Source organism: Olleya marilimosa CAM030, from assembly GCF_000518485.1.
GTDB classification, from domain to species: domain Bacteria; phylum Bacteroidota; class Bacteroidia; order Flavobacteriales; family Flavobacteriaceae; genus Olleya; species Olleya marilimosa.
On sequence record NZ_KI912443.1, the window covers coordinates 68,944 to 90,445 of the forward strand.

At 32.8% G+C, this 21,502-nt stretch carries 18 protein-coding genes; 3 read left to right on the forward strand and 15 right to left on the reverse strand.

The genetic code is table 11. The annotated features are described in order from the left end of the window. The first annotated feature begins 23 nt into the window (after positions 1–23). Positions 24–1,841: a lysophospholipid acyltransferase family protein gene (locus tag M890_RS0114260; protein ID WP_028284163.1), complete on the forward strand. Its 1,818-nt coding sequence runs from the start codon at positions 24–26 to the stop codon at positions 1,839–1,841. Continuing rightward, positions 1,834–2,868 (forward strand): carboxypeptidase-like regulatory domain-containing protein, encoded by a 1,035-nt coding sequence (locus M890_RS0114265; RefSeq protein ID WP_028284164.1) that lies wholly within the window; start codon positions 1,834–1,836, stop codon positions 2,866–2,868. Before M890_RS0114260 ends, M890_RS0114265 begins: the two co-directional genes overlap by 8 nt. A 3-nt stretch (positions 2,869–2,871) precedes the next feature. On the opposite strand, the gene M890_RS0114270 is transcribed toward M890_RS0114265, so the two are convergent. From M890_RS0114270 to M890_RS0114340, 14 genes are all read right to left on the reverse strand, one after another. Next, a complete protein-coding gene (locus M890_RS0114270; RefSeq protein WP_028284165.1) occupies positions 2,872–3,198 on the reverse strand; it encodes an ArsR/SmtB family transcription factor in 327 nt (108 codons plus the stop codon). Between the two features lie 114 nt (positions 3,199–3,312). Continuing rightward, a complete protein-coding gene (locus M890_RS16545; protein ID WP_051437554.1) occupies positions 3,313–3,855 on the reverse strand; it encodes a hypothetical protein in 543 nt (180 codons plus the stop codon). Between the two features lie 51 nt (positions 3,856–3,906). After that, positions 3,907–4,296, reverse strand: a complete 390-nt coding sequence (locus M890_RS0114280; protein WP_028284167.1) for a VOC family protein — start codon at positions 4,294–4,296, stop codon at positions 3,907–3,909. Next, complete coding sequence (locus M890_RS0114285) at positions 4,293–4,754, reverse strand: DUF1801 domain-containing protein (protein ID WP_028284168.1); 462 nt, start codon at positions 4,752–4,754, stop codon at positions 4,293–4,295. The genes M890_RS0114280 and M890_RS0114285 overlap by 4 nt, the downstream gene beginning before the upstream one ends. A 25-nt stretch (positions 4,755–4,779) precedes the next feature. Then, positions 4,780–5,718 carry a 2-hydroxyacid dehydrogenase gene (locus M890_RS0114290; RefSeq protein ID WP_028284169.1) on the reverse strand — a complete coding sequence of 313 codons (939 nt, stop codon included), beginning with the start codon at positions 5,716–5,718 and terminating at the stop codon, positions 4,780–4,782. 152 nt (positions 5,719–5,870) lie between these two features. Beyond that, positions 5,871–7,244, reverse strand: coding sequence for a magnesium transporter (gene mgtE / locus M890_RS0114295; protein WP_028284170.1), 1,374 nt, complete (start codon positions 7,242–7,244; stop codon positions 5,871–5,873). A gap of 4 nt (positions 7,245–7,248) precedes the next feature. Continuing rightward, positions 7,249–8,046 (reverse strand): 16S rRNA (adenine(1518)-N(6)/adenine(1519)-N(6))-dimethyltransferase RsmA, encoded by a 798-nt coding sequence (gene rsmA, locus M890_RS0114300; RefSeq protein WP_028284171.1) that lies wholly within the window; start codon positions 8,044–8,046, stop codon positions 7,249–7,251. Between the two features lie 30 nt (positions 8,047–8,076). Then, positions 8,077–8,400: a DUF4286 family protein gene (locus tag M890_RS0114305; protein WP_028284172.1), complete on the reverse strand. Its 324-nt coding sequence runs from the start codon at positions 8,398–8,400 to the stop codon at positions 8,077–8,079. 3 nt (positions 8,401–8,403) lie between these two features. Then, positions 8,404–8,916, reverse strand: a complete 513-nt coding sequence (locus M890_RS0114310) for a GNAT family N-acetyltransferase (RefSeq protein WP_028284173.1) — start codon at positions 8,914–8,916, stop codon at positions 8,404–8,406. Positions 8,917–8,920: 4 nt separating this feature from the next. Further along, positions 8,921–10,705, reverse strand: coding sequence for a tetratricopeptide repeat protein (locus M890_RS0114315; protein ID WP_036597711.1), 1,785 nt, complete (start codon positions 10,703–10,705; stop codon positions 8,921–8,923). Positions 10,706–11,139: 434 nt separating this feature from the next. Continuing rightward, positions 11,140–12,417: a serine--tRNA ligase gene (serS, locus tag M890_RS0114325; RefSeq protein ID WP_028284175.1), complete on the reverse strand. Its 1,278-nt coding sequence runs from the start codon at positions 12,415–12,417 to the stop codon at positions 11,140–11,142. A gap of 121 nt (positions 12,418–12,538) precedes the next feature. Beyond that, complete coding sequence (locus M890_RS0114330; protein WP_028284176.1) at positions 12,539–13,858, reverse strand: HTTM domain-containing protein; 1,320 nt, start codon at positions 13,856–13,858, stop codon at positions 12,539–12,541. Further along, on the reverse strand, positions 13,848–14,762 hold the full coding sequence (locus M890_RS0114335) for a bifunctional riboflavin kinase/FAD synthetase (protein WP_028284177.1): 915 nt from the start codon (positions 14,760–14,762) through the stop codon (positions 13,848–13,850). The genes M890_RS0114330 and M890_RS0114335 overlap by 11 nt, the downstream gene beginning before the upstream one ends. A gap of 81 nt (positions 14,763–14,843) precedes the next feature. After that, a complete protein-coding gene (locus M890_RS0114340) occupies positions 14,844–17,582 on the reverse strand; it encodes a T9SS type A sorting domain-containing protein (RefSeq protein ID WP_028284178.1) in 2,739 nt (912 codons plus the stop codon). A 144-nt stretch (positions 17,583–17,726) separates the two neighbouring features. Between M890_RS0114340 and M890_RS0114345 the strand changes: the two genes are divergently transcribed. Continuing rightward, positions 17,727–20,753 carry a zinc-dependent metalloprotease gene (locus tag M890_RS0114345; RefSeq protein ID WP_028284179.1) on the forward strand — a complete coding sequence of 1,009 codons (3,027 nt, stop codon included), beginning with the start codon at positions 17,727–17,729 and terminating at the stop codon, positions 20,751–20,753. Between the two features lie 50 nt (positions 20,754–20,803). On the opposite strand, the gene pth is transcribed toward M890_RS0114345, so the two are convergent. Continuing rightward, on the reverse strand, positions 20,804–21,370 hold the full coding sequence (pth, locus tag M890_RS0114350) for an aminoacyl-tRNA hydrolase (RefSeq protein ID WP_394331871.1): 567 nt from the start codon (positions 21,368–21,370) through the stop codon (positions 20,804–20,806). Positions 21,371–21,502 lie beyond the last annotated feature (132 nt).

Sequence of the window (21,502 nt, forward strand, 5' to 3'; positions counted from 1 at the left end):
AACTCTAATATGAATAAAATTAAATGGGATTAGTCACTGCAAAAGAAGTTTCAAAAGCTATAAAACTTGATAAATACGGGTTTTTAGGGACTTTTGTTGGTTGGTTATTAATGAAAGTTTTAAAGATATCTACTTTAAATAAAATCTATAATCGTAATAAACATTTATCACATTTAGAATTTTTAAACGGAATTTTAGATGAGTTTCAAATTAAATTTGAAATTCCTGAAGAAGATTTAAAACGTTTACCAAAAGATGGCGCATACATTACAGTATCTAATCATCCTTTAGGTGGAATTGATGGCATATTACTTTTAAAATTAATGCTAGAGCAACGCGAAGATTTTAAAATAATTGCTAACTTTTTACTTCATCGCATAGAACCAATGAAGCCATACATAATGCCTGTTAATCCTTTTGAAGATAGGAAAGATGTAAAGTCTAGTATTGCAGGTTTTAAAAGTGCAATTTCACATTTACGCGATGGTCATCCTTTAGGGATTTTTCCAGCAGGAGAAGTCTCTACTTACAGAGACGGAAAATTAGTAGTGGACAGACCTTGGGAAGAAACAGCTATGAAGTTAGTCCAAAAAGCTAATGTGCCTGTAGTGCCAATATACTTTCATGCTAATAATAGCAAGTTGTTTTATAAATTATCTAAGATTAGCGATATTTTTAGGACTGCAAAATTGCCATCAGAGTTATTGACTCAAAAACGAAGAGTAATAAAGGTTAGAATAGGTAAGCCTATATCAGTTAATGATCAAGCCGAACATGAATCGCTTTCTGATTTTTCAGAGTTTATTAGAAGAAAAACCTACATGCTTTCTAATGCATTTGAGCCAAAAGAAAAAATAATAGATACCATTTCCTCTAGCTTAAAATCTCCAAAATCTGTAAAAGCTCCTAAACAAATTGTGACACCTGTTAGTCAGCAGGCTATGATTACTGAGGTTGATGCTTTAAGACAGCAGGATTGCAAATTGTTAACTAGTAAAAATTACGAAGTCTTTTTGGCTACTGCCGAAAACATGCCAAACCTGCTACGTGAAATTGGTCGTTTAAGAGAAATAACTTTTAGAGAAGTAGGAGAAGGAACAAACGAACCTATAGATCTAGATCAATTTGATAACTATTACCACCATTTATTTTTATGGGATAGTGAGGCTAATGTTTTAGCAGGAGCCTACAGGATGGGATTAGGATCTCAGATTTTTGCCAACTATGGTATTAACGGATTCTATTTACAAGATTTATTTGGTTTTGAACCGGAATTATATAAAATGATGAGTGAGTCCATTGAAATGGGACGAGCTTTTATTATTAAAGAGTATCAGCAAAAACCAATGCCTTTATTTTTACTATGGAAAGGTATTGTACATACTACGTTACGTCATCCTGAGCATAAGTTTTTAATTGGAGGTGTTAGTATCAGTAATCAGTTTTCAGAATTTTCTAAATCGTTAATGATTGAGTTTATGAAGTCTCATTATTACGATCCTTATGTAGCACAATACGTGCATCCTAAAAAGGAATTTAAAGTAAAACTTAAAGACGCTGATAAGGACTTTGTTTTTGACGCAACTGAAGCCGATTTAAATAAGTTTGATAAAATTATAGACGAGATTGAACCAGGAGCATTAAGATTGCCAGTACTACTTAAAAAGTACATTAAACAAAATGCACGTTTAGTGGCTTTTAATGTTGATCCATTATTTAATAATGCTGTCGATGGTTTAATGTATATTAAAATTGAGGATTTACCAGAAAGTACTGTTAGACCTGTTATGGAAGAATTTCAAGCAGAATTAGAGCGTAAAGTTACCGAGCAAAATGAGTAACAAATTAGTAATCCTAATTGCTTTTTTTGTTAGTACGCTAACATTTGCACAAACCTATTCTGGTACTGTCCAAGACGCAGAAACAAATCAATTGTTATCTAGTGTTACCGTTTATTTTGATGGAACAACCATTGGAGTAATTACAGATCTTGATGGTAATTTTTCTATTACCACACAAAACACCATAAACGCACCATTAGTAATTAGTTATATTGGTTACCAAACGCTTATAATTGATAAAAAAACGCTTCTAAATAATCCTATAATAAAGCTTAAACCACAAACTACAGATTTAGAGGAGATAGTATTGACTGATGATGATTGGTCAAGAGAAAAAAAAATAGAATACTTTAAACGCGAGTTTTTAGGACAGTCAATCCATAGCAAAGATTGTAAGATTATAAACCTGGATAATATTAGATTTAGATATAGCAAAGTAGATCAAACTATGTACGCTATGGCAGATCAACCTATAGTTGTAATCAATAAGTATTTAGGTTATAAAGTCGAGTATAACTTAGTTGATTTTGAAATCATGTTCCGTACATCAGCTGCTGGATTTGACTATGTTAAAGAAGTATTTTACAGTGGTACTAGTGTTTTTACTGAATTAAATAAAAAAGTAAAAAAACGTAATCTTAAAAACCGAAGCTTTGTTTACAAGACCTCATTATTATATTTTATGAGAAGTCTGGCTGCAAGTAATCTTAGGGAAAATGGATTTAAGTTATTTAAAAAAGAGGATGAAAAATCTTCCGATCCATTATTTGAAACCATTCAAGAAGCAGTTTTTAAAACTGAAAAAACAGAACAAAACACTACAAAAGTCTCCTTTTTAGACGCCAATAAAGTCGTGGTTAGTTTTGATAATTTAGAACAAGCCTTTTTATTGCCAAACTCTGAGGATAAAACATTTTATATAGATAGTTTTGGTATTCACTTTCCTATTGACAATGTTTTATTTGGAGGTCTATTTGGACAAGATAGATTGGTAAATATGTTACCATCGGATTATAATTTACAATAACTATTACTTATTGCAATTTACCTGAGTCTTTACAAAAAAGTCATTTACTACACGTCTGCATTCGTTTAATTGATCCATATCAATTGAGTAAAACAGGTTTTTACCTTTTACTTTTTGTTTAAGTAACCCAATTTTTCTAATCTCACCAAGATGTTGAGAGATGGTTGGTTGGGATAATCCTGTGCTTTCTACAAGCGCATTACAATTACAATTCTTGTTTTCGCTTATGTGTTGTATTATGGCAATTCTAGCAGGATGACCCAATACTTTTGTAATAGTTGCTACTTGATTTTGAGACGTATTAAACAGTTGTTTTTTTGAAAACCCCATAGTTAATGTATTATTAATATTACTATTAAAGTGATATTGCAATATCACAATGATAAATCTACATAAAAAACCAAAATCAAGCAAGACTTTGGTTTTAAATTTGATTTTTTTAAATTATTTACCAAATAACCTTTGGAAAAAGTTTTTAGTTTTTTTAGTCGTTTCCTCTATAACTTCTTTAGCATCTTCTGCCAAATCTTCTAGTTTATCACCTGCTTCGTCTGCAAATTTTGAAGCTTTTTCTTTGGCGTCATCTAGCATCTCTTTTGCATCCTCGTTAATAAATTCAGTTGCTTTAGCTTTAGCTTTTTGATACGTTTCTTTAGCATCATCTGACAACTCGTCAAATTTTTCTCCTGCTTCTTTAGCTAATTTTGATGCTTTGTCTTTAGCGTCGTCCATAAACTCTTTTGCATCTTCGTTTATAAATTCTGTCGCTTTAGCTTTTGCTTTCTCAAACGTTTCTTTGGCATCCTCTTTTAGATCTTCAAACTTAGACTCTGCTTTGTCTACAACTTCTGTAGTCTTTTCTTTAACAGCTTGAAGTGTTTCTTCAGAGGTTTCCTTAACATCTTCAGAGACGTTGTTTGCAGTGTCTTCTATATTGTTTATAGTTTCTTCTGCATTATTTTCAATATTTTTGTGTTCTTCATTCATGATTTATCGATGTTATTTTTCTGAATGCTAATATATTACAATAATAAATGATTATTCTAAAAATGTTTTATCTATAGGTTCCCAAAGTTCAATTTTATTACCATCATTATCCAAAATCCAACCAAATTTTCCGTAGCTATATTCTTCAATTTCTCCAAGTACAGTAACGCCTTCTTCTTTCAAAACAGTTATTAATTCTGTTAAGTTTTCTACACGATAATTAAACATAAAGTCTTTTTTTGAAGGTTCAAAATGCTTACTGTCTTCTTTAAATGGACTCCATTGTGTGGAGCAGTCATTACCATCTTTGTCTTTCCACCAAAAGGTTGAACCATAATCATCGGTATTAAAGCCTAAATGCTTTTGGTACCAATCCTTTGATGCTTTTGGGTCTTTGGTTTTAAAAAATAGACCTCCAATTCCTGTGACGCGTTTTTTCATTTTTTTAATTTTAATACAGATTCATAAATTGTTATCCATTCCTGAACACTCATTTTACCTAATAACTCCTCAATTAAATCATAAGGGATGTCATCCATTTTTTTTAATCTGATACAACTTTTACCCATGTCTAATTTGTATTTACAATGTTTTGGGTATTCTGTAACAAACCAATCGTATAATTCCTTTTTTGCATATAAACCAGAATGATATATGGCTATAAAATTTTTTTGAGAAGCTACATTAATAAAAGGTAAAGGCGGAAACGGTTTGCAATGGTAACCTGCTGGATATATAGATTTTGGTACATAATAAGCAAGCATACTATAACCCATTCCTGCTTCTAAGCCTTTTGGCATGTGTTTTACTATTAAATTATGTAGTTTAGTTATAGGTGCTTTTCTATCCTCTGGAAGTTGATTGATGTAGTCTTCTGGTGTTTTTGCGGTTGAGGTCATTAGGTTTAATTTTATTTTTATGTAACTAGATAAACTGTGATTTAATTTTATCTACTATTGTTTGTGCTAGTTTTTCTTTACTTTCTATGGTCCATCCAGCTACGTGTGGTGATAAAATGACATTGTCTGCATTAATTAAATATTTGAAGGCTTCTGGCATTTTATTATCGGTAAAAAGGTTTTCGAATGATGACTTTTCATATTCTAAAACATCTAATCCTGCACCTAATATTTGTCCTGTTTTTAAGGCGTTAACTAAATCTGATGTTACTACACTTTTTCCTCTTGCTGTATTTATTAACCAAAACGGTTTTTTAAAACCGTTTATAAACTTAGCATTAACCATATTAATAGTGGATGGTGTTTCTGGAGTATGTAAACTTAATACGTCTGCTTGATCTTGCAATTGTGATAAAGTGACTTGTGTAGCGTTAGCATCTGCTACGTTTGGTTTTAGATCATAACACAAGACCTTAACGTCAAAGCCACGTAGTTTTTTTGCAAAGGCTTTTCCCATATTACCGTAACCAATTAAGCCAACGGTTTTACCATCTAGTTCTAATCCACGATTGTCTTCGCGTAACCATTTGCCTTCTCTAACTTCTTTGTCGCCTTTATTAAGCTTGTTAAATAGACTTAATAGCATTGCTAAACTATGCTCTCCTACAGCATTGCGATTACCTTCTGGTGCAGCAATTAAAGCTATGCCTTTACTTTGTGCGTAGTCACAATCTATGTTTTCTAAACCTGCACCAACACGTCCTATAAATTTTAGGTTGGTTGCTGCATCTAAAAAAGTTTTGTCAATACTAAATCGGCTTCGTATTATAAAACCATCGTATTGATTTATTTTTTGTTGAATATCTGCTTTAGTTGATGTGTAATCTTCATGATTAGTAAAGCCCAAATCGTTAAGCTGATTAATTAGCAATGGATGATTGGAGTCAAGGTGTAATATTTTCATTTATTAGAGACTGTCTAAATGTGTTAAACAATTTTAATAAAAGTAATGTTTTTATGCGTTAGTGGTAGCAGTGACATCCTTTTTTTTGCTGCCATATATGGCAAAAAAAAGATATAACGGATGACACGACCTTTAGGTAACGCCCAAATTATTTAAAATCCTAAGATTGATTTTGCAATGATAAAGTACAGTAAAATACCAAAGACGTCGTTACTTGTTGTTATAAATGGTCCTGTTGCTACTGCTGGATCTATGCCTCTTTTATCTAAAAATATTGGGATAAATGTACCAATTAATGCTGCCATTATAATTACAGCAACTAAGGCTATTGCTATGGTTATTGAAATTATATAGGGTGTTTTAAATGCAAAATGTGTTACTGCTATAGCGACTAAGGCTAGTGCTAAACCGTTTACTAATCCTAAGATAGACTCTTTAAACAAACGTTTTATGATGTTGCCATCTATACTGTTGTTGGCTAATCCTTGAACTACAATTGCAGAGGATTGTACACCAACATTACCTGCTGTTGCTTGTATTAATGGGACAAAACTTAGTAGGATTATAAACTCACCCATGGATCCATTAAATCCTTCGATGATGCTGGCTGCACCAAGTCCGCCAAACATACCAATTAGTAACCATGGTAATCGTGCTTTGGTTAATTTAAGGATGCTATCATCTGCTTCTACATCTTGCGATATACCAGCTGCCATTTGATAATCTTTGTCTGCTTCTTCACGAATAACATCAACGATATCATCAATGGTAATACGTCCTAAAAGTGTTTTGTTTTGGTCCACAACAGGAATTGCTTCTAGGTCATACTTTTGCATGATTTTTGCGACTTCCTCTACATCTTCTTCCACGTACACATAGTCCACATTGCTGTTGGCTAATTCTGCTATTTTTTGATCACTTTTTGCTGTTAATAAGTCTTTTAACGACAGTCGACCTAATAGTTTTTCTTGTTTGTCTACAACGTAAATAGAGTGTACGCGACTAACGTGTTGCGCTTGTCCACGAATACGACGCAGACAGCCTGCTACTGTCCAAGTTTCGTAAACCTTGACAAGCTCTTTTGCCATTAAACCACCAGCTGTATCCTCGTCGTAGGCTAATAATTCTTGTATTTCGGCTTTGTGCTCTTGGTCTTCTATTTGCGATATTACTTCTGCTTGACGCTCTTCTGGAAGCTCTGCAATGATATCTGCAGCATCATCTGTATCAAGTTCTTCAATTTCTTCAGCAATTTCTTTAGCCGACAGATTTTTTAAAACCTTTTCACGATTGTCCTCATCTAACTCCATTAGGACATCAGATGTGGTTTCTGAATCTAGAAGCTTGATAACATACATAGCCTCTTCTAGATTTACTTCATCTAAGATTTCGGCAATATCTGCATAGTGAAACTCTTCTAAAAGCGTTTTAAGTGCTTTATCGTTTTTTTGTTCGATAAGTAACTCTACTTGCTCAATAAGTGCGTCTGTAAGCTGAAATTGTATGTTTTGATTGTCTTCCACCAAATAATTATTTGTCGTTTTCGATTAGGCTAGTTAACTCTAAAAATTGTGCAACGCTAAGTTGCTCTGGACGTTTGTCAAAGATAGGGTTTGCTTTTAAATTATCTGACAATTCCATTGTTTTTAAACTGTTACGAATGGTTTTGCGACGTTGCTGAAAAGCTTGTTTTACTACTCTGAAAAATAGTTTTTCGTCACATGGTAAACTATAATCTGCTTTACGTGTTAAACGTAGTACTCCAGAATCTACTCTAGGTGGTGGATTAAATACGGTTGGAGGAACTGTAAACAAGTATTCTGCATCATAAAACGCTTGAGTTAATACAGATAATATACCGTAAACCTTACTACCTTCTTTGGAGCAAATACGTTGTGCGACTTCTTTTTGAAACATACCAGAAAATTCTGGAATTTGATCACGAAGCTCTAATGTTTTAAATACAATTTGAGTTGAAATATTATAAGGAAAGTTACCAATGATTGCAAAAGGTTGGTCCTTAAAAGTTTGGCTTAAGTCGTATTTTAAAAAATCTTTTTCAATGATTCTTGGCGCTAAATTTAGATAGTTGTTTTGTAGGTATTCTACACTTTCTGTATCTATTTCTATAACGTATGTTGTGATAGGTTTTTGTAGTAAGTATTTGGTTAAAACACCCATTCCTGGTCCAATCTCTAAGACGTTTTTATAACCATTTAAAGTTAATGCATCAGCAATGTCTTTAGCAATACCTTCGTCTTCAAGAAAGTGTTGTCCTAAGAATTTTTTTGCTTTAACTTGATGGTTGTTATGTTTTTGATGTGCCATAAAATAGGTTGTTTTTCAGCTTAAGCTGAATTATTTAAACGTTACCGAATACTCGTCCACAATTTGAAGCTCTGTTCTAAAGGCTAACATTTTGTCTGCAAATTTTTTAAGACCTTCATTTCTAAGTTTGTCAGCGTCTTCTTTGTAATAGGCATCCAAAGCTTCTCTAGAATAAGATTTATATTGAATGGAATAGGTTTGTCCACCCATTTCTTCATCTACTAAAACCTTTGTAAGTGTTGCTTTTTCAAACTTACCAGTTGCTAACACTGTTGGTATGTGTTGCTTTATCCAGATTAACCACTCGTCGTGAGCACTGTCATCTATATTTACTGTGACGTTATATATGTACATAGTCTATAAGTTTTTTGCAAATAACATAAGTTCTGAGTCGTCCTCAAAGGGTTTTACCATTTTTATGAAGTTAAAACCTAATTTTTCTATTAAATTAATGGATGCAACGTTATTATCTTTAGTTATTGCTCCAATTTTTTTAAGGTTAAAGTTGTTTTTTGCTAAATCTAATATTGCTAATGATGATTCTAACCCATAGCCTTTACCTTCATATTCTGGTAACATGGCAAAGCCAATATCTGGTAATTCTAAACTATCACGTTTTGTTAAACCGTTTGTACCAATAGGTTTGTTGTTTTCTGCTTTTAGGTGTAGTTTGTAAAATCCAAAACCAAGGGTTTTGTAGTCCTTTAAATGCCCATTATTAATACGCGCTTTGGCTTGGTCAATAGTATTAACTTTACGATCTCCAATAAACAATTTAAACTTTGGTGTATTAACTAAGTCTATAAAAAACTGTGCATCATCCAATGTAAATTTAGTAATTATAAGACGTTTGGTTTCTGCTACAATCATAGTTTTATTTTAAGGTGTCACCACGTAGTGCTCTAAATTTTTTACGAGCATCAACAGCATATATGCTATCCGAATGATTAAACAAAAGCTCTTCATACAGTTGTTTTGCTTCTTCTGTTTGGTTTAAATGGTTTGCCAAAAGTTCTGCCAAATTATATAGTGCATTGTCCATTAAAATACTGTCTTTAAAGTCAGTAATTATACGCTGGTAATTTACTTTAGCATTTTGATACTCTTTTTTAATTTCAAATAACGTGGCTTGCTTAAGTAAGGCTTGTGGTATGATGACTTCTGTTTTATGTTCTTTCAAAATGCTATTTAAGATAGTTATGGCTTGGTCATTTTTATTTTGAAAGGCTAACAAATCGGCTTTAGCGTACTTAGTTAAAGCAACTTGAAGCGAATCTTCTGCTCTGTTATCACTAATTAGTAGTTTTAAATCTAAAGCATCATTAGCAGTTAATTGAGAAGTTGAGGATTTTAAGATTTTAAGTTGTGATTCGGCCCATTTAAAATCGCCTTTATAATAACTTGCTTTAGCTATTTTAAATCTAGCTTCTTGAGCGATAGTACTATTTTTAAGGTTGCGTTCTATTTGTGTGTAATAGATTAAGGCTTCATTAAATTTTTCTTTTAATATTAAAATGTCACCTAGCTCTAATTTAACTGGAGCTAAATCATATTCTGAAAGTTTATATTTTAATGTGTTTTTTAAGATTAAAATAGCTTGATCTTCCTGGTTAAAATTAAAGGCTAAAAAGTGTGCGTAATTAATTTGTAAACTTAGTGTTTGTGGTGTTTTTCCATAGGTTTCAAGAACTGTTTCGTATTTATTTTTAATGTCATGATAATCACTTGGTGTTGCAATTTTGGTCTTGATTTGTAATACTTTTAAGTGACCGACAAGTTTGGTGTCTATATCCTGTGTGTTGTCTATAATATAGTTAAATACTGATATGGCATCGTCGTATTGTTTTTGGTTTTCGGCAATTAGACCTAGTTCTACCAAACGATTTAAGCTTTGCATTTGCCTTTTGTAAATTGCTTTTTCTTGTGCAAAAGCTTTATTGTAATCTTTTTGCTGAATGAACAACCAGCTTAGTAACTCATTCCACTTTAAATCTTGTGTTTGCTGTATTTTTTTTAAAAGTATTTTTTTTAAAAATATATTATTTTCATTGGAAGCATCATCTGTAATAAATTCGCTAATACTTCTTTTTATTGTGTTTAAATAACTGTCGCTAGTTTCTATTAAGTCTATATAGCTTTTAAACATTTTTTCTACTTCACCTTGTGTACCATATATACGTGCTAACTGCATATTAAACTCAAGACTAGGGTTAAGCGTCATAGCTTTTTTATAGGTAGTTATGGCTTGATTTAAAAGTGATAAGTTTTCAAAAGTACGACCAACACGATAGGCATTATTTGTGTTGTCGTCTAAAGTAGCAATAGCTTTGTTATAATATTTGTTAGCACTAATACTATCGTTTTGTAGGTTGTAGTTGTAACCTAATTCTACTAATAATTCTGGATAGTTATTAGTGTTAATTACTTCTAGTAATCTAGTTTCAGCGTCTTTATATAGCTCTAATTGTTGTTCTATTTTTACTAATTGTAAAAGGTAGTTGGTGTTATTTGTGTTTTTGTTGTACAGTTTTTTATAACTGGTTAACGCTTTTTCAAACTCACCATTTATAAAATATTCTCGTGCCACTAAGTCTTCTTGTGCGTTTAATATCACAGAAAACAGTAGGAGTATTATTAAAGGGTAGCGTTTAAATATCATAGTTGTAAATATAAAAATACGAAAGCTAGAAAATGTAAATATTGTGTAAAAAAAATGCCCGAACAAAGTTCAGGCATTTAGCCAATCTAATAAATGTGCTATTAATCATATATATATTCAATATAAGATTCAATTACTTGATTGGGGTTTATCTATGTAATTTAAATATTTTATTGTTTTACTTGTGCTATCGTTACTTTGTTGATGTCTTGGTCGTTGTTTTTGTTTAAAACTTTCACCATAACAGCTAAAAGAAACATGAAAAGCAGTAGTCTTGCAATAGTTTTCATAATTAGTAGGTTATGTTGGGTCAATCAAAGTAAACTTATTTTTTGCTAACCACAAAACAAAACGCCCTAAAAACGACAAAACAACGTGTTTTTTAACTTTTAATCGATGAATTAAACTTTTATAATAAGAAAAAACTTACAAAATTAGTTAATGTATTCAAAGCCAGTGTATGGTACTAACACTTCTGGAATTTTAATACCGTCTGGTGTTTGATAGTTTTCTAATATTCCTGCTAATACTCTAGGCAACGCTAATGAGCTTCCGTTTAATGTGTGTGCTAACTCATTTTTACCTTCACTGTTTTTAAAACGTAGTTTTAAACGATTGGCTTGAAAGGTTTCAAAATTTGAAACACTAGATATTTCTAGCCAACGGTCTTGTGCTGTTGAGAATACTTCAAAGTCATAGGTTAATGCAGAAGTAAAACCAGTGTCACCACCACATAATCTTAGAATTCGGAATGGTAAATTAAGTTCGTTTAATATAGATTTGACATGATCCACCATACCATCTAATGCTTTGTATGAATTATCTGGATGCTCAACACGTAAGATTTCTACTTTATCAAATTGGTGTAAACGATTTAATCCACGTACGTGTGCACCATAACTTCCTGCTTCAACTCTAAAACATGGTGTGTATGTTGTTAAGCATTTTGGTAAGTCTTTTTCGTCTAACAAGTCATTTCTATAAATATTAGTTGCAGGAACTTCTCCAGTTGGAATTAAAAATAAGCTTGGACTAACATTAGTTGCGTGATACATTTGTCCGTCTTTATCTGGTAATTGTCCAGTTGCAAAAGCAGATGCCTCGTTTACTAAATGTGGGACTTGTACTTCCTCATAACCTGCTGCTGTATTTTTATCTAAAAAATAAGCAATTAAAGCACGTTGTAATTTGGCTCCTTTACCTTTGTATACAGGAAAACCTGCTCCAGTAATTTTGGTTCCTAGCTCAAAATCTATGATGTCATATTTTTTTGCTAATTCCCAATGTGGTAAAGCACCATCATGTAATTTAGGGATTTCGCCTTCTGAGTAAACTTCCTCGTTATCCGCTTCGTTATTACCTTTTGGTACGGAAGCGTGTGGGATATTTGGAATTTTGTATAATAATTGGTTTAAGGCTTCGGCTGTTGAAGTAAGTTTGTCGTTTAGTTCTTTAGATTCGTCTTTAAAATCTGCTGTTTTAGCTTTTAAAGCATTTGCTTTTTCGGCTTGACCGGATTTAAAAAGTATACCGATTTCTTTAGAGATAGCATTGGACTCTGCTAAAACAGTATCTAACTTAGTTTGTAAAGCACGACGCTCTTCATCTAAATTTATTACCTCTTCAATCAAAGTAGTAGCGTCCAAGTTTCTGACAGCTAGTCTATTGATAACTAAATCTTTGTTTTCTCTAATAAATGGTACTTGTAACATATGTTTTGTTTTGGGTGTTACTTTATGGCTTGGTACTAGATAAGTGTAGCACTAGGTCACAATTTGTAACTTCAAATTATATGTTGTAAAAGTAGTAAGATTTTGGTTGCTTTAAAATAAATTATTTATCTAATTGTGAGGGTAGGACCCAATCACTATGCTTAAAGGGTTGCCATTTGACACTTGCTAAATCTGTTTTAGTATCAATAAGTGTTTTATGTGGTCGACCATTAACGCTAACTTTAGCTTTGACATATACTGCGATATCCTGACCTTTTGACTTATAGTCTTTTTTTAAATGTTGCGCAAATTGCCATATTACGTCAGGTCTTGTTGTGACTAAGCGTTGTTGTTTTTTTGTTAAATAATCGTTTAAATCTATTAAGGTTTCTTTGTTGGTATCTTTATCGACTACTTTAAAGGTTGCGTATCCAGATTTTGATCTAAGCATCATACGCCAAGACAATCTGTGACCTTCTTCAGTCCATAAAACATTATCTTTAATAAAATGATGACGTAAAGGTAGAATGATTTGAATTATAAAATATATGGTTGTAGCTCCTATTAAAATGGGTTTGTAATTAGGTACTATAACTTGGTTAACCTTATACAAGGGTTTGTTTTTAAGAAATATTTTTTTGACTATTTCTGGAGCAAAAAAGAATAAACTAAAGGCTAACGCTAAATAAGGGAAAATTCCTACTTGAAATACAATTGAGTTAAATAAATGAAATATTATAGAACTATAAAAGGCTAGTTTTCTGGTTGGTTTAAAAAGCAATAAAGGAATTATTAATCCATCATATAGAATACCTCCATAAGCAACAAAAAAAGGTAGGTATTGATTTTGTAGTAGTTGTCCAATAATTGGATAGTTAATTTTGTTTTCTAATAATTGTCTAGGTACGCTTAAATCTAACCAATCAGGATACATCTTGGTAATAGACGCATAGGTATATAAAATGAATAACTGCACTACAAAAATCCATTTACACCAGCTAGGCATACTTATTTTTTTTATCTCAGGATTGAGTTTTGCGTCAATTGAAGCATAGTTGTTAGCCGGTAAAAACACCATAATTCCGCTTAATAGACATAGCAAGTAATAGTGGTTGTTGTAAGATGATTTTTGCATTAAATATGTCGCTGTCCACATAACTGTGAAAGTAATCATGCTTAATCTGTACTTATAGCCAACCATTATTAGTAGTCCAAAGCAGCCCATTATAAAGTAATATAAATACATCCAGTTACCAGGTAATGGTTGTAGAAAATCAAAACCAATAAAGTTGAATGTAAATTTTGGTTCTATTAATGTATTTTTAATCCATCCTGTAAAAATGGCTCCTACAGATTCTAGAAAACACAACAGACCAAAAATAATTCTGAAAACTATTAAGGCACTATTGTCAATATGTTTAAATAGAAATTTATTTATCATACGTCTTTAAAAATTCTGATGCATTATGGTTGTCAATTTCTAATTGCCTTTTCAGTAAGTCTAAACTATCAAATTTTTGTTCGTCCCTTAGTCTGTGCAATAATTGTACTGACAATTTTTTGTCATATAAAGACTTATTTAAGTTGAAAAAATGAATTTCGATGCTTTGATCAGTACCACTAACAGTTGGATTGATGCCAATATTCATCATTCCAAATTCAAGTACATTGTCAATTATAGCTTGAACAATATAGACACCTTGTTTAGGAATAAGCTTGTAGGTTTCTTCGATTTTTAGATTAGCAGTTGGATAGTTTATTGTTTTACCAATGCCTTTTCCTTTTATAATGGTTCCTGTCAGCATAAAGTTATACCCTAAGTAGGTATTTGCTGTTTTAATATCACCATCGTTTAATGCAGCTCTAATTTTTGTAGAACTTATGGCAACATCATTTATATCTTGCATAGAGATTTCTTCTACATCAAAATCAAATTGCTCTCCAAACTGTCTTAGGTCATTAATATTAGCATTTCTGTTACGACCAAAATGATGATCATAACCTATAATGACATGCTTTGCTTTTAATTGATCAACTAAAATGTCCTCTACAAATGCCTCTGCGGTTAATCTAGAAAAGTCTTTAGTGAATTTTTTTACAACCAAATTGGTTATTCCAAAACGTTTTAACAATAACTCTTTTTCACTTATTGTATTAATTAGCTTAATGTTAGCGTCTTTTTGAAGTACCATCCTTGGATGTGGGAAAAATGTTAACAAAGAAGGTTGAAGTCCTTTATTATTTGCAACTTCTACTAACCGTTTTATTATTTTTTGATGTCCAATATGGACACCATCAAATGTGCCTATAGTTAATACAGTGTTTTGTGTTTGATTTGTTTTCAACTTTCTAATATTATACTACAAAAGTAAAAAAGCCAATTGGATTTAATCCAATTGGCTTTTAAGATTATTGTATTTATCTTTTTATTTCTTGATAAAAGGGATTGTTACAGCATTTCCAGCTTTAGATATTTTAATAAAATACATTCCATTACTAAATGGAGTTGTATCTATTGTAAGATCTTGAGTGTTGTTAATGTTGTTTTCCGTAATTAACTGTCCAAGCATATTGTAAACTTTGTAAGCACTTGGTAAGTCATTATCATTAGCAGCTTTAATAGTCAATACGCCAACTGATGGGTTAGGGTATATTGATAAAGTGCTAGCTAATTCAAAATTATTAACCGATAGGAATGCTAATTGAGACCCAAAATAGTATGTGTCTGCGATACCTGTAGTAAACGATGCAGATAATATTAAGTCAGTACCAAAAGCACTAATTGTAACAGGAACAACTTCGTTAGTGCCTTCTTTTTTAACTTGTAACGCACTTCTGTCATTTCCGGTAGCAGTTTCCCATGCAGCTATTTCTGCTTCCGTAAAGTAGAAGTTAATTGTAGACGCATCACTAGAACTAGCATTTGTAGTAGTAATATCAAAAGTTTTAGCAGTTACAAAACCAGCAGCATCAGTTGCTCCTGCATAAGTTACTGCTGCAGCTCCAGCGGTTGCTGCATCTCTAGATACAGCTACAGTGGTACATCCATAATCAAATCCTCCAGTGTTATCAATGTCTAACATGATGTTTCCTGTTGTAACATCAGTTGAGTAAGCTTGACCAGTAGCAGTTAAATTAACTTGGTCTGGTGTTGCAGTGTTAACATCAGTTTGGACAAGCGTATTTACCTGTGCTGTAACAGCAACATTATCTATTGCTAAAAAGTCCTGGTCTGTACAATCCCAGTGTCTAAAAGCAATGAAAACATTAGGTTGACCAGCAAAAGCAGAAATATCAAAGGTGTGAGCCACAACTGTTCCTGTGTTTCCAGCATCTCCTAACGTTTCTGTCATAGACGTTGGAGAACTAACTAAAGTAGTAATGTTATTTGTGTTTCCTACATAAATACTGTATTTCTCCTCATCCCAACTTGCGGCTGCAACTTGTGTAGTCCAACTTAAGGTTACTGTTCCAGAAGCAGTAGATAAATCTATTGCTGGAGTAACAGCCCAATTGTCAGGAGTTAAAGGAACTTGAATCCATGAACGAGACATTAAGCTTGGATTTGGTACAGGATCTAATGTGTACTGGTCACCAAAACTATTACCATCACCATCAGCATCTGTGGTTGTCCAATCTGAAATATCCTCGTCGTCAAAGTCATCGCTAAAATAAGTGACATTTGCAGTGTTTGAAACTACAGCGTCATCATTTAATATAGTAAGGTTGTAAGGTACTGTTGATACCGTAGCATCACCAGTAGTTGTTAAGTTTAGTGTTAATTCAATTGTTTCATCTGCTTCAACAAAATTATCATTAAAAACTCTTAATGTAACAGCATTGCTAGGTGTAGTAGATCCTGCAGCAAACGTAACTGAGTTATTCATTAACATAAAATCTTCATTTTCTGTTGCTGTTCCACTATTTACTAAGGTTACTGTTGATGCAGCTGTACCTCCTAATGAAATTGTTAAATCAATTGTAAAATCTTGGAAGTTACAATCACTACCTTCGGCTACTTGTCCAGGAGAAGGTGTTCCAGAAGATGTATTAATAAATGGAATTGTAGAAGAGTTACAAGCATTAGAGCTAGATAATTCCATTCTACGAGGCGAATTAGCCATTACTATTAACATTCTGTCTTTTTGATTTTGAGTAAAATTATTCATACAGATGTCATTTGAGTAATCCATATAATTGGTGGTTAAATCTGCAACATTATCACAAGTTGTTGTTGCTGGGCAGTTACCACCACTTGATGTTTGTTGCGTTGGTGTATCTGCGCAAAAGTCATTTCCACAGTTAGCATCACCCCAAATGTGTCTTAACCCTAAATAGTGTCCAACTTCATGAGTCATTGTTCTACCTCTATCATAAGGTGCGTTTAATATAAAGGTTCCATCATTACTACCTATATCTCCAAAAGTTGAGTATGCAGCAACAACACCATCAGAGTTTGCAGCTCCATTATTTGCGTTTAATCCTGGTAATCCAGAAGCGTTAGGGAATTGTGCATAACCTAAAAGTGTAGGGTCAGTGAATTGTACTGACCACATGTTCATATATCTTGTCGGATCCCAAATTGTAGCAGGTTTAAGTACAGTGTCAGTACTACCTCCTGGTCCAGACCATGTTGTTCCTAAAGCAGTTGAGTCAAAACGGTTAATACCATTGGTTGGGTTTCCATTTTCATCTTGTTGAGCAAGACAAAATTCTATTTCCACATCAACTCCAGTACCATCACCAGGTGTACCTGATAATTTTCTAAAATCTTCATTCATGGCATCAATTTGAGAAATTACTTGAGCGTCAGTAATGTTTGGCGCTACACCAATTGCTTGACCAGAGTGTACTACGTGTACAACTACTGGAATTGAAATTACAACCATACTTCTGCTATCTGGATTGGCAAGACGCTCTTGCCTAGCTTCTTCTATTTTGGTAGCCATCCAGTTTTCAAATTGATCATCCGTAGCTCTCTCAGGAAATTGTTGAGCTAAGTAAGCCTCGTATTCTGTACTTGAACATTTTACATAACCAGTGTCCTGAAGACTACGAGCATTTTCAGGAGTAAGATTTTGTTGATTGTTATTTTTCTTTTCACTTTGAGCAACCAAGCTTAAAGTAAATAAAAGAGAAAAAAGGTAAAGGGTAATTTTTTTCATCAAAGGGTTTTTTAGTTTAATCCGATAAATTTATGTAAAAATTGCTAATTATGATGTTAAATTTTAAAGGGAATAAGGATTTTTATCTTATTTGTTTAAGAATTCTTATTATTTTAGTAGAATATTCAACCAACACCAACTATCATGAAAACAAGATTACTCAATTTATTTACAATACTTATGATGTTTTCATTTGTATTCTCCTACGGTCAACAAGACTATTGGATTAAATCTTCAGAGGTTAAAACAGTTAATTTGGAAAAAGTTAGACGTGCCTCTTTTCCGGATAATTATCAAGTTTTTTCATTAAACATTGAAAAATTTAAATTAGCAATAAAGGACGCACCTTTAAGAGGGGAAAATATAGGGAAGTCTAATGTTATTGCATATTTTCCAGATGCAACAGGGAATTTAGAAAGATTTAGTATTTCTGAATCTCCAATAATGGAGTCAGAATTAGCAGCAAAAAATCCGATGATTAAAACTTATAAAGCTGTAGGTGTTGATGATCCAACAGCTACAATGAGGTTTAGTTTAACCCAATTTGGCTTACATACAATGTCATTATCAGGAAAAAGAGGGTCTTTATTTATCGATCCTTATACCGTTACTAATGATTTTTATATTGTTTATCAAAGAAGTGCTTTAGGTCAAGATTTACAAGGTTTTGAATGCTTAACAGATGAAAACATAGAGCTTAGGTCACTTACTAATGAAACAGCAAGAGCTTTAGCTGATACCGACGATATGCAACTTAGAACGTACCGCTTAGCACAATCTTGTAATGGTGAATATGGAGCGTTATTTGCTGGAACTGGAACAGATGCTCAAAAAAAACAGAATATTCAAGCCCAAATGGCAATTACTATTAACAGAGTTAATGAAGTGTATGAAAGGGATTTAGCTATTACATTGGTTTTTATTAATCAAAATGATCAGTTAATATATTACAATCCAACTACAGACCCATGGAATGGTGAGTTTAACACTAAAACACAAGAAGTTATATCTACAACTTTAAATGATGAAAGTTTGTATGATATTGGACATAACTTTAACACTTCCGGAGGAGGTAGTGCAGGTTGTTTAGGGTGCGTTTGTCTTGATGGAGCACCTCCTTATACAGGAAATCAAAAGGGTAGAGGTTATACTGGACGACCAAATCCTACAGGAGATCCGTTTGATATTGATTATGTAGCGCATGAAATGGGACACCAATTTGATGGATGGCATAGTATGAATACTTGTAGTCGTTCTGGTAATGGTATGACAGAAGTAGAGCCAGCTTCTGGAAGTTCAATTATGGGTTATGCTGGTATTTGTGCTACTAACGTGCAATCTAATAGTGATGCGCATTTTAATTATGTAAATATTAGAGATATTTCTGCCAACATCCAACCAGGTGGAACTAGTGATTGTGGAGTTACTATGGCTCTTACCAATCAACCTCCAGTTGCAGATGCAGGTTCTGATTATTCAATTCCGCCAAGTACAGCATTTGTATTAAGAGGGTCGGCTACAGATCCAGATGGATTAGCAAGTTTAACTTATAATTGGAGTCCTAATGATCCATCTCAGGCGCCAACAAATGGAGCTCCACAGCCAAACTGGACTACAGGTCCAATGTATAGATCAATATTACCAACAGATTCTCCAGATAGATACATGCCTAGTTATAGTGACGTTGTTGCTGGTAATTTAACACCAACATGGGAAGTAACACCAGCTGTTGCTAGAACCATGAACTTTTCATTTATAGTTAGAGATAATGGTAGTGGTTTTGCAAATGGTATTGGTCAAACTGATGCAGATTTAATGGTTGTTGATGTTGTAGGCACACAGCCTTTTACTGTTGTTACTCCACCAGCTTGGGGATCAGGAAGTGATCAAACTTTAATATGGAATGTTGGAGATACTGATGGAACAGTTATTAATTGCCAATTGGTAAATATTAAGTTTTCTACAGATGGAGGTTTAACTTACCCAATAACTTTAGCATCTAATACAGCTAATGATGGTTCAGAAGTTGTAACTATACCTGCAATTGCTGATACTGATAATGCAAGGGTAATGGTTGAGGCTGCGGATAATATTTTTTATGCAATGTCTAGCGTGTTTTCAATAAGTAATACGCCTTCTTTTGTTCTTAATAATGCAACAGGAGATCAAGTTGCTTGTAGTATAGATGCGGTTGATTACAATGTAGATATGATAACTGTAAATGGTTTTTCAGAGTCAACTAATTTCACGTCTTCAATCAGTCCTGCTTTGCCAAGCGCAAATGTGGTGTTTACACCTTCAAGTCTAAATTCTGATGGAACGACTCAAGTTACTGTTTCTGGTTTATTAGCAGCTGCAGCAGGAGATTACACAATCACAGTAACAGGCACATCTGCAACACAAACTAAAGCTGTAGATTTATCTTTAACTGTTATTGATGGTATTTGTGCATCTGTTGCTAATACAAGTTATCAAACTAGTACGACTTTAGTTCAATTTGCAGATATAAACAATTCTTCTGGTAAGCCATCTGGTTATAGTGATTATACAGGGTCTACTATTGCAACTCAAACAACAGATGTTAATAGAGGTTCTACTTATCCACTAGTGACTCACCAAAATACAGATGGTGCATATACTTGTGTGACAAGCGTATGGATTGATTGGAATCAAAATTGCTTATTTGAAGCAAATGAAACCTATGACTTAGGTACTGCTTTTAATGTAACAAATGGACCTTCAGGAAACTCTGGTATGATGGTTACTGTACCTTCTGATGCAGTCATAGGAGCAACTACTATGCGTGTAACGACTAAATATGCAGCTGCTTCTAGTTCTTGCGAGAATAGTCATGACGCTGAGGTTGAGGACTATCGTATTAATGTTATGGCTCCACTTTCAGTAGAAGAATTTTCTGGTTTAAGTAGTTTTAATGTTTATCCTAATCCAAATAATGGAGCGTTTGTTATTCAAATGAATAACAATAATCTTGGTAGTGATGTTAATGTTATGGTTTATGATGTTAGAGGACGACGAGTTTTTAATGAGTCTTTTAAAAATTCTACAGAATTTAATCAAACCATAAAATTAAATAATGTGGAGTCTGGACTTTACTTGTTAAGTATTACTGACGGAAAATCTACTGCAACTAAAAAGTTAGTTATTAAATAATCTAACCTTTAAATATAATAAAAAAGGAAGCTTATAGAAGCTTCCTTTTTTTATTTTCCATTAAAATTATTCATGGTGTTATTTATACCTGCAGTACCAAAAGATTTTATTATTTCAGCGCTCTTTTCGTATCGTTCTGGAAGTTTTTTGTTTTCATCTTCTTCCCATTCTCCTAACACATAGTCGACTTGTCTTCCTTTTGTAAAAGCATCACTTATACCAAATCTAAAGCGGTTGTACTTTGAGGAGTTTAATTTTTCTTGAATATCCTTTAGTCCGTTATGTCCACCATCACTACCTTTAGTTTTTATTCTAATAGTCCCAAAAGGTAGATTTAAGTCGTCTGTAATAACAAGTAGATTGTCTAAAGGAATTTTTTCTTTTGTTAGCCAATACAACACAGCTTTACCACTTAAATTCATGTAAGTACTTGGTTTTAGTAAAATAAACGTTCGTCCTTTAAATCTAAATGTTGCTACGTCTCCTAGCTTTTGAGTTTCAAATGTAGCCTCCTCTTTATTAGCTAAAAAGTCTAATATTTTAAAGCCTATGTTATGACGTGTATTCTCATACTTTTCTCCAATGTTACCTAAGCCTACGATTAAAAATTTTTTCATGGGATCTAGTTCTTCTATAAAATTTGAGGATTTATAGTTTGTAAACAGTTTAAAAATCCATTTAAGCATATTGTCTGTTTTTGTAAAAATAAAAAAAGCATCCTAAATTAAAAGGATGCTTTTTTATATTTA

Excerpts from the sequence above, each read along its gene's own strand:
- pth (WP_394331871.1), bottom strand. The coding sequence starts at position 21,370 with ATGAAAAAATTTTTAATCGTAGGCTTAGGTAACATTGGAGAAAAGTAT.
- M890_RS16545 (WP_051437554.1), bottom strand. The coding sequence starts at position 3,855 with ATGAATGAAGAACACAAAAATATTGAAAATAATGCAGAAGAAACTATA.
- M890_RS0114285 (WP_028284168.1), bottom strand. The coding sequence starts at position 4,754 with ATGACCTCAACCGCAAAAACACCAGAAGACTACATCAATCAACTTCCA.
- M890_RS0114305 (WP_028284172.1), bottom strand. The coding sequence starts at position 8,400 with ATGTACATATATAACGTCACAGTAAATATAGATGACAGTGCTCACGAC.
- rsmA (WP_028284171.1), bottom strand. The coding sequence starts at position 8,046 with ATGGCACATCAAAAACATAACAACCATCAAGTTAAAGCAAAAAAATTC.
- M890_RS0114260 (WP_028284163.1), top strand. The coding sequence starts at position 24 with ATGGGATTAGTCACTGCAAAAGAAGTTTCAAAAGCTATAAAACTTGAT.
- serS (WP_028284175.1), bottom strand. The coding sequence starts at position 12,417 with ATGTTACAAGTACCATTTATTAGAGAAAACAAAGATTTAGTTATCAAT.
- M890_RS0114265 (WP_028284164.1), top strand. The coding sequence starts at position 1,834 with ATGAGTAACAAATTAGTAATCCTAATTGCTTTTTTTGTTAGTACGCTA.
- M890_RS0114290 (WP_028284169.1), bottom strand. The coding sequence starts at position 5,718 with ATGAAAATATTACACCTTGACTCCAATCATCCATTGCTAATTAATCAG.
- M890_RS0114345 (WP_028284179.1), top strand. The coding sequence starts at position 17,727 with ATGAAAACAAGATTACTCAATTTATTTACAATACTTATGATGTTTTCA.
- M890_RS0114315 (WP_036597711.1), bottom strand. The coding sequence starts at position 10,705 with ATGATATTTAAACGCTACCCTTTAATAATACTCCTACTGTTTTCTGTG.
- M890_RS0114310 (WP_028284173.1), bottom strand. The coding sequence starts at position 8,916 with ATGATTGTAGCAGAAACCAAACGTCTTATAATTACTAAATTTACATTG.
- M890_RS0114330 (WP_028284176.1), bottom strand. The coding sequence starts at position 13,858 with ATGATAAATAAATTTCTATTTAAACATATTGACAATAGTGCCTTAATA.
- M890_RS0114280 (WP_028284167.1), bottom strand. The coding sequence starts at position 4,296 with ATGAAAAAACGCGTCACAGGAATTGGAGGTCTATTTTTTAAAACCAAA.
- M890_RS0114270 (WP_028284165.1), bottom strand. The coding sequence starts at position 3,198 with ATGGGGTTTTCAAAAAAACAACTGTTTAATACGTCTCAAAATCAAGTA.
- M890_RS0114340 (WP_028284178.1), bottom strand. The coding sequence starts at position 17,582 with ATGAAAAAAATTACCCTTTACCTTTTTTCTCTTTTATTTACTTTAAGC.